The sequence below is a fragment of the Microcystis sp. LE19-41.2A genome, from assembly GCF_027530405.1.
In the GTDB taxonomy this organism is placed as follows: Bacteria; Cyanobacteriota; Cyanobacteriia; order Cyanobacteriales; family Microcystaceae; genus Microcystis; species Microcystis aeruginosa.
Genome location: NZ_JAPZQJ010000221.1, coordinates 1 through 6690 on the forward strand (window position 1 = coordinate 1; position 6690 = coordinate 6690).

At 43.4% G+C, this 6690-nt stretch carries 5 protein-coding genes and 1 pseudogene; 2 read left to right on the plus strand and 4 right to left on the minus strand.

The genetic code is table 11. The features are described 5' to 3' along the window. Positions 1-296: 296 nt before the first annotated feature. Positions 297-1013: a lysophospholipid acyltransferase family protein gene (locus tag O9290_RS09850; protein WP_002758823.1), complete on the minus strand. Its 717-nt coding sequence runs from the start codon at positions 1011-1013 to the stop codon at positions 297-299. Positions 1014-1169: 156 nt separating this feature from the next. On the opposite strand from O9290_RS09850, the gene metG reads away from it, so the two are divergent. Both metG and O9290_RS09860 read left to right on the plus strand, forming a co-directional pair. Next, on the plus strand, positions 1170-2783 hold the full coding sequence (gene metG / locus O9290_RS09855) for a methionine--tRNA ligase (protein WP_052276546.1): 1614 nt from the start codon (positions 1170-1172) through the stop codon (positions 2781-2783). A gap of 100 nt (positions 2784-2883) precedes the next feature. Beyond that, positions 2884-3489, plus strand: coding sequence for a LabA-like NYN domain-containing protein (locus O9290_RS09860; protein WP_002743578.1), 606 nt, complete (start codon positions 2884-2886; stop codon positions 3487-3489). Positions 3490-3885: 396 nt separating this feature from the next. Here the strand turns inward: O9290_RS09860 and O9290_RS09865 are convergent, their stop codons facing one another. The 3 genes and pseudogenes from O9290_RS09865 to O9290_RS28150 all read right to left on the minus strand — a co-directional run. Continuing rightward, on the minus strand, positions 3886-5082 hold the full coding sequence (locus O9290_RS09865) for a DNA double-strand break repair nuclease NurA (RefSeq protein WP_004162837.1): 1197 nt from the start codon (positions 5080-5082) through the stop codon (positions 3886-3888). A gap of 108 nt (positions 5083-5190) precedes the next feature. Beyond that, positions 5191-6348, minus strand: a complete 1158-nt coding sequence (locus O9290_RS09870) for a HigA family addiction module antitoxin (RefSeq protein ID WP_288057311.1) — start codon at positions 6346-6348, stop codon at positions 5191-5193. Beyond that, positions 6344-6526 (minus strand): annotated as a pseudogene (locus O9290_RS28150) (killer suppression protein); the annotation flags it as partial. The pseudogene O9290_RS28150 and the gene O9290_RS09870, both read right to left, overlap by 5 nt. Between the last annotated feature and the right edge of the window lie 164 nt (positions 6527-6690).

Sequence of the window (6690 nt, forward strand, 5' to 3'; positions counted from 1 at the left end):
GACTTTCAAAAACCTTGCATTATCCTTCTTGTAGTACATCGCTTGGTACACAAAACAAGGGCAACAAAGCCTGAAACGACTGGCTACTGACGACCGGCTACTGACTCCTACCCCCAGGAAAAACTTTTTCAGCAGACCCTATTTATTCTCCGTTTTGCCTTTTGCATGAGTAGAAAACGGGTTTCTCCGAGAAACCCGTTTTCTGTGCGTTACTCAACGGATTTAGTATGATAACTGATTCAAGGCTGCCTCCTGTCTCCTGTCTCCTGTCTCCTGTCTCCTGCCTCCTGAATTCGTTAGCCCTTCAGCAATAAATCGCTAATTTCCGACTGACAATGACCAATTAAACGATTAAGGGCTTTTTTTCCTTGTTTACCTTGATAATCTGAGCGATCGCTTTCAGTAATTCCATAGGGACGACCGATCGCCACCTTGACACGATGATAAAAGACAACGGGATGCCAACCGTCTTGATCGAATAAAGGTTCCGTGGTATCTAACCAGCGCAGCAAACGCACGGGAAAAGGACTAATAACAGTTTCCGACTCGGAGAGAATAGCCACAGGTAAGACCGATAGATTCTCCACGGGACAACGCAGGGCTAAATGGGCAAATCCGCTTTGAAAAGGGCTAATTTGACGAGGAGCAGTCAAATTTAACATCGGCGATCCACCTTCTGGAAATAAACCGATCCATCGTCCGGACTGTAAAAAATCCGTTGCTTGCCGAAAAAAAGTCCGGTGGCGTTTTTCAGGGGTATCAAAGGGAAAACAGCCCAATTCTCCGATTAATTCCCGCAAAAGCGGCGTTTTTCCCATGTAGTGATGACAGGCGATCGGGAGAGTTTTGCCCAAAGCTTGAATTAAGATCGGCGCGTCCAAAAAGCTACGATGGTTACTTACCACGATCGCCACTCCTTGGCTGGGTAGATTTTCTTGACCGACGGTAAACAGACTCGTGCGCGTGGTATCAAGAATTAAACGAGAGGTGGATAGGGGGGTAAGCAGCTTCATGGAAAAAAAAAATCGGCCTTAAGATTGTTTTTATTGACTTAGACTACAACTAAAGGATAAAACAGAATTAGAGGATCATAAAATATAAGGGATTGTGTCCCAATCATCTACGGATCAGCCTCGGGGCAGCCTCGTCTATTTAAAAAAATAAATTTCATGAATGATTTAAATGAGCGAAAAACATTTGCTTTAACAACACCTCTTTATTATGTCAACGATATCCCTCACATCGGTAGTGCCTACACAACGATCGTAGCGGATGTTATGGCACGATGGCAGCGGTTACAGGGCAATTCTGTCCTCCTAATTACAGGAACCGACGAACACGGACAGAAAATCGAACGGACTGCGGCAACCAAAGGACTCGCTCCCCAGGAACACTGCGATCGCATCGCCACCAGTTTTGCCAATCTCTGGGCAAAGCTACAGATCCAGTATGATCGCTTTAGTCGTACCACTGCCCCCCGTCATCAGGCAATTGTTAACGAATTTTTTGAAAGAGTCTGGGAAAAGGGCGATATCTATCTCGATCGCCAACAGGGTTGGTATTGCGTCGCCTGTGAAGAATTTAAGGAAAAAAGAGAACTGTTAGATAATGGCTGTTGTCCCATTCATACTAATCTGGCCGCCGAATGGCGCGACGAGGAAAACTATTTTTTCCGTCTCTCTAAATATCAGACGCAACTAGAACAACTTTACCAAGAGCAACCCGATTTTATTCAACCGGAAAGCCGACGTAATGAGGTTCTCAACTTCGTTAACCAAGGACTACAGGACTTCTCCATTTCTAGGGTTAATGTGGCTTGGGGGTTTCCCATTCCCCACGATGGTCAGCATACCATCTACGTTTGGTTTGATGCCCTTCTTGGCTATGTTACCGCCCTTCTCGACCCCGAAGACGAACCCACCCTAGAAAATGCCTTGGCCAAATGGTGGCCGATCGATCTGCATCTGATCGGTAAAGATATATTAAGATTCCATGCCATTTATTGGCCAGCTATGCTAATGTCGGCGGGTTTACCCTTGCCCAAAAGAGTATTCGGCCACGGCTTTTTGACCAAAGACGGGCGGAAAATGGGCAAAAGTCTCGGTAATACCCTCGATCCCTTCGATTTGGTTGAGCGCTATGGGGCCGATGCCGTCCGTTACTATTTCGTCAAAGAGATTGAATTAGGACAGGATGGCGATTTTCAGGAAACCAGATTTGTTAATATTCTTAACGCGGATTTAGCCAACGATTTAGGCAACCTCCTCAATCGCACCCTAGGCATGGTTAAAAAATACTGCCAAAATATCCCTCCCCAGTTGACTGGCGTAGATATCCCCAACGATAATCGTCTTAAGAATATGGGGATCAATCTAGGGGTCATTGTTGAACAGAAGTATGATGCGCTACAATTTAATCAAGCCTGTGAGGAAATATTGGCGTTAATTCGCGCTAGTAACAAGTTTATCGATGAGAGTGCGCCCTGGAGTTTATTTAAACAGAAACAACAAGCAGCGGTAGAACAAGTCCTCTATGCGGTTTTGGAATCAGTAAGACTCTCTGCCTACCTACTCTCACCGATAATACCGACCTTGAGCAGTAAAATTTATCAACAACTAGGTTTTGTTATTGATTTTAATACTTTCAGGTCGGAGGATGGGGAAAACTCCCCTGATGGTGTCTCTTTTTCCCAACACTGTCAATGGGGATTACCCACAAATCCACAACTAGGAACACCTGAACCGATCTTTTCTAAACTAGAACTGCCGTTAAACGATTCCTAAAGGAATTTTTTGATAACTCTATTTTTTAAGGTCTGTTGTCCTTTGGGATACAACTGGCAAACACCCAACACTAAACTTTTAACAAACGAGGAAAAATAAAATGTTTGATGATTATGACACGGCCCCAGTCTTCACCCCCGAACAAGTGCTAGAAAATCGCGGTCGTGTGGCGATTTTCATTGATGGTTCTAATTTATTTTATGCGGCCCTGCAATTAGGTATCGAAATTGACTACACCAAATTACTTTGCCGTTTAACTGCTGGTTCTCGTCTCTTGCGCGCCTTCTTTTATACTGGAGTTGATCGCACTAACGAAAAACAGCAGGGATTTCTCCTCTGGATGCGTCGCAACGGTTATCGAGTCATCGCTAAAGATCTAGTACAATTACCCGATGGTTCCAAAAAAGCCAATCTTGACGTGGAAATTGCCGTGGATTTAATGGCTCTAGTGGGTTCCTATGATACCGCAGTCATTGTCAGTGGTGATGGGGATTTGGCCTATGCTGCCGATTCTGTCAGTTACCGTGGTGCGCGGGTGGAAGTGGTTAGTTTGCGATCGATGACCAGTGATAGTTTAATTAATGTAGCCGATCGCTATGTTGATCTAGATCAAATCAAAGAAGAAATTCAGAAAACTAGCAAACATCACGTTAGTTATAATAATTTCCCCGTCAGCGTCTTGGATCAAGATCGTAGCAGTCGCTAGAAAAATTCGGCAAAAATCAAGTTTAAGGTGGGTAATTCCCACCTTTTTCAGTGATCAGTTATCAGTGATCAGTGATCAGTTATCAGTGACCAGTTATCAGTGACCAGTTATCAGTTATCAGTTATCAGTTATCAGTTATCAGTGACCAGTTATCAGTTATCAGTTATCAGTTATCAGTGACCAGTTAAGTAGGTAGGCACAATTATTTGTAGGATGGGTTAGCGGTAGCGTAACCCATGCGGGCGTTGGGTTTCATGCTTCAACCCAACCTACGTTCATTTTATATTTAATTCCACCCACCTACTTATCAGTTATCAGTGACCAGTTATCAGTTAGCAGTTATCAGTTAGCAGTTAGCAGTTATCAGTGACCACTCCCCATCTGCTGCCTCCTCAATTAAGCGATACTACTGCGCTTTCTCGCTTCCTTATAAGATGTTCCCACATCCTGTAAACCGACTTTAATCATTTGTTGTTCCAAAAGAGCAAAAAAACGCAAGCGATCGCCACCTTTAATCACCGCTAAATTGTGCGCTTCCGCTAAGGCGATCGGATAACCATAACCTTTTAACACCTGGGCCAGTAAAATACTCAAAGAGCGATCGAGTAATTCTCGCTCCTCCACCACCCAAGCAGGAACCTCTACCCTAGCGATTTCCGTCCCCACATGGAGATAACAGAAGTAAATGCGATGTTCATCCCCATAAAGATCGAGTATTTTCAAAGAACTGCGCCAAAAAGGACTTCTTTGCCCCGGTTCCAATAAATAACCCCAGAGAGAAGCATCCCGGAGAGGATCGACAACGCGACAAGGGGTTTTTTCTGGGTCTAAATCACCGCAATTGATCAAGCAATTGGGAGTATCATGGGGACAAGATTGTAAACGCAGGAAATTTAAGCCTTCCGTGCTACGAGAAGCACTAATATAACCCATAAGCGGGATTCTAGCTGATTTTAAATCGTCCCAAGACTGAAAAATCGGTGGCAAAATTAAATCTTTTGCTTCCGGGGGGAGACTATCGATAAACCAATAGATCAAAGAACCATCCACGAGGGCTAAATTTGGTTCATAATGGGCCCCGGGGGGTTTTACCCAACGGGTAGCCATTTCTGCTAACATTTGGCTTTCTAATACCGTCCGACGATAACTCATCCACTCATCCACGCGAATACCCCACTGTTTAGAAATGTAGAGGTCTTCTGATTTGTAATAGACTTCGGGAATGCTATCGAGGAGCGGGTGCAAATTTTGACCATAGTGCAACATGATCCTACCGATATTAATTAGATAACAGTAGGCGATTTCGTGGTGAGAAGGGGCAATTTGGGAACCATCCGTGGCAAAAACGCTATGACTTTCGGGAGCGGGAAGGATAGTAATGCGGGTGTCGAGAGGTTCGATCGGTAGCGCGACAGAGAAAATTAGGCGATCGTGCCAGTTATGATAGAGTTCTAGCAGTTTTTCCTGTTGCTGTTGAGCTTGTTCTAAAAGAATTTTAGCCCTTTGCACTCGCTCGCGACTAGCTGTCACTTCCTGTTGAAAATGTTGACTGATTCCTGGCATTTTTGCCGCTAATTTCGCAAGATCGAGCATAACTATCCTCTACCTGACTTTTTTTGATGTTATCGCAATTTCCTGTCTCTAATGCTAAATTTGTCAATTATTGCCAAATTTATGCTTAGTAATCTCCGCTTACAGCAGTTATCTTAATGGTGAGATAGGAAGTTTTCCTTTTGGGGAGTCGCTCGTCAATACCAAAAAGGAATTCTGCGTATTTAGACAATATTTCTCCTTAAGATCATTATAGTTTTGATAAGAAATAATTTGCTCATGTTGCATTCTACCAACAATAATACCAGGGTGTATTCCTAGTTGTTCGGCAAATTGATTAATAGCTTTTCTATTCAGAGAATTATTGGCGATAAATCTCTGCCAATCTCTGGGAGCAATTAAGAAATTAGCCGCAAAAACATCCGCCTCTTTTTCTTTAATTGTATCTTGAATATCTTGCCCCTCTAAAAATAAAGTTCGTTTCCCATGTAATAAAATATGACCAGCTTCATGAAAAAAAGAAAACCAAAAATGATCATTTGTTTTGTATCGATCGCTCAATTGAATTAAAGCTCTCTGAGAACCTAACCAACGGGTAGCACCGTGTACCCTTGTTTTCGGAAGTTCAGGAACAAAGGTCAAGGCAACCCCCGCTGCCGCACAAAGCTCGATCATTTGCGGTTGAAATACCTCGATAGACTTAATAGTTAACGAACGAATTTGTCGCAAGGCATCTCTGAATTTCAACTCGTTGTAATCAGCACAATTAATTTTCGATGCCTCTATTTCTCCTTGACGTAACCATGCTGTTATTGCCCCTCGATCGCTATCAAATGCTTGAGACTTTCTAAAATCAATCGATAAATTTATCCCCCAAATCTCCTCCCATTGCTCAGGGGAGACAACGGCAAAAAAATTCAAGCTCTCTCGTAATTGCTCTATTTTATCCTCATCAAACTTGAGCCAGCCTAATTCAGTCATCTGGCGATAAGGAATTTGTTTTAACCAGCCTAAATAACCTTTTAATCTTTGATTCTCATTTTTTCTCGCTAAATATTCCCGATAAAGTCTTTCGCGCTCTATCCAGAAACCGGCGGGAGTTCCTAACACTAACTCTATCTGTAAGGCGGTATCGATAGTAATCTCCGCTTTACCTTTTATGATCTCATTGATAGTCTTTCTTGGTCTGCCCATGCGTTGGGCGAGTTCCGATTGAGACATATTTCTTTCTTCTAGGATTTCGGTAAGGGTTTCTCCCGGTGGAGAAATAAAATCCGGTGCATATCTGTTCTCAATAGTATTAGTCATATAACAATTCGTGGCAACGTCCCGGTAGCGCTCGCATTTCCTCCAGGACAATAACTGCCTTTAAGTCGTCGAGTCTTTGCCTGATTTTCTTAGCCATCTTCTCTCCATACTGTTTTTTCAGGAGCCGTTGGCTATTGCATTCGTTCTCAAATTTTTTTTCCTTAAATACAATATCCATTGTAGTTGACATCCTCGCCGCCGTAAACGGACGGTGATTCCCAAACCTCACGATTTAGGTTTCTGCTTCTTTCCCTTGCGGGGTTCCGCACCTGCCTTAACAGATTTACTCTGTTCTGGTCTTATGGTCGCTCTACAGACTGACACCGCAAGCCCTGCGGCCAA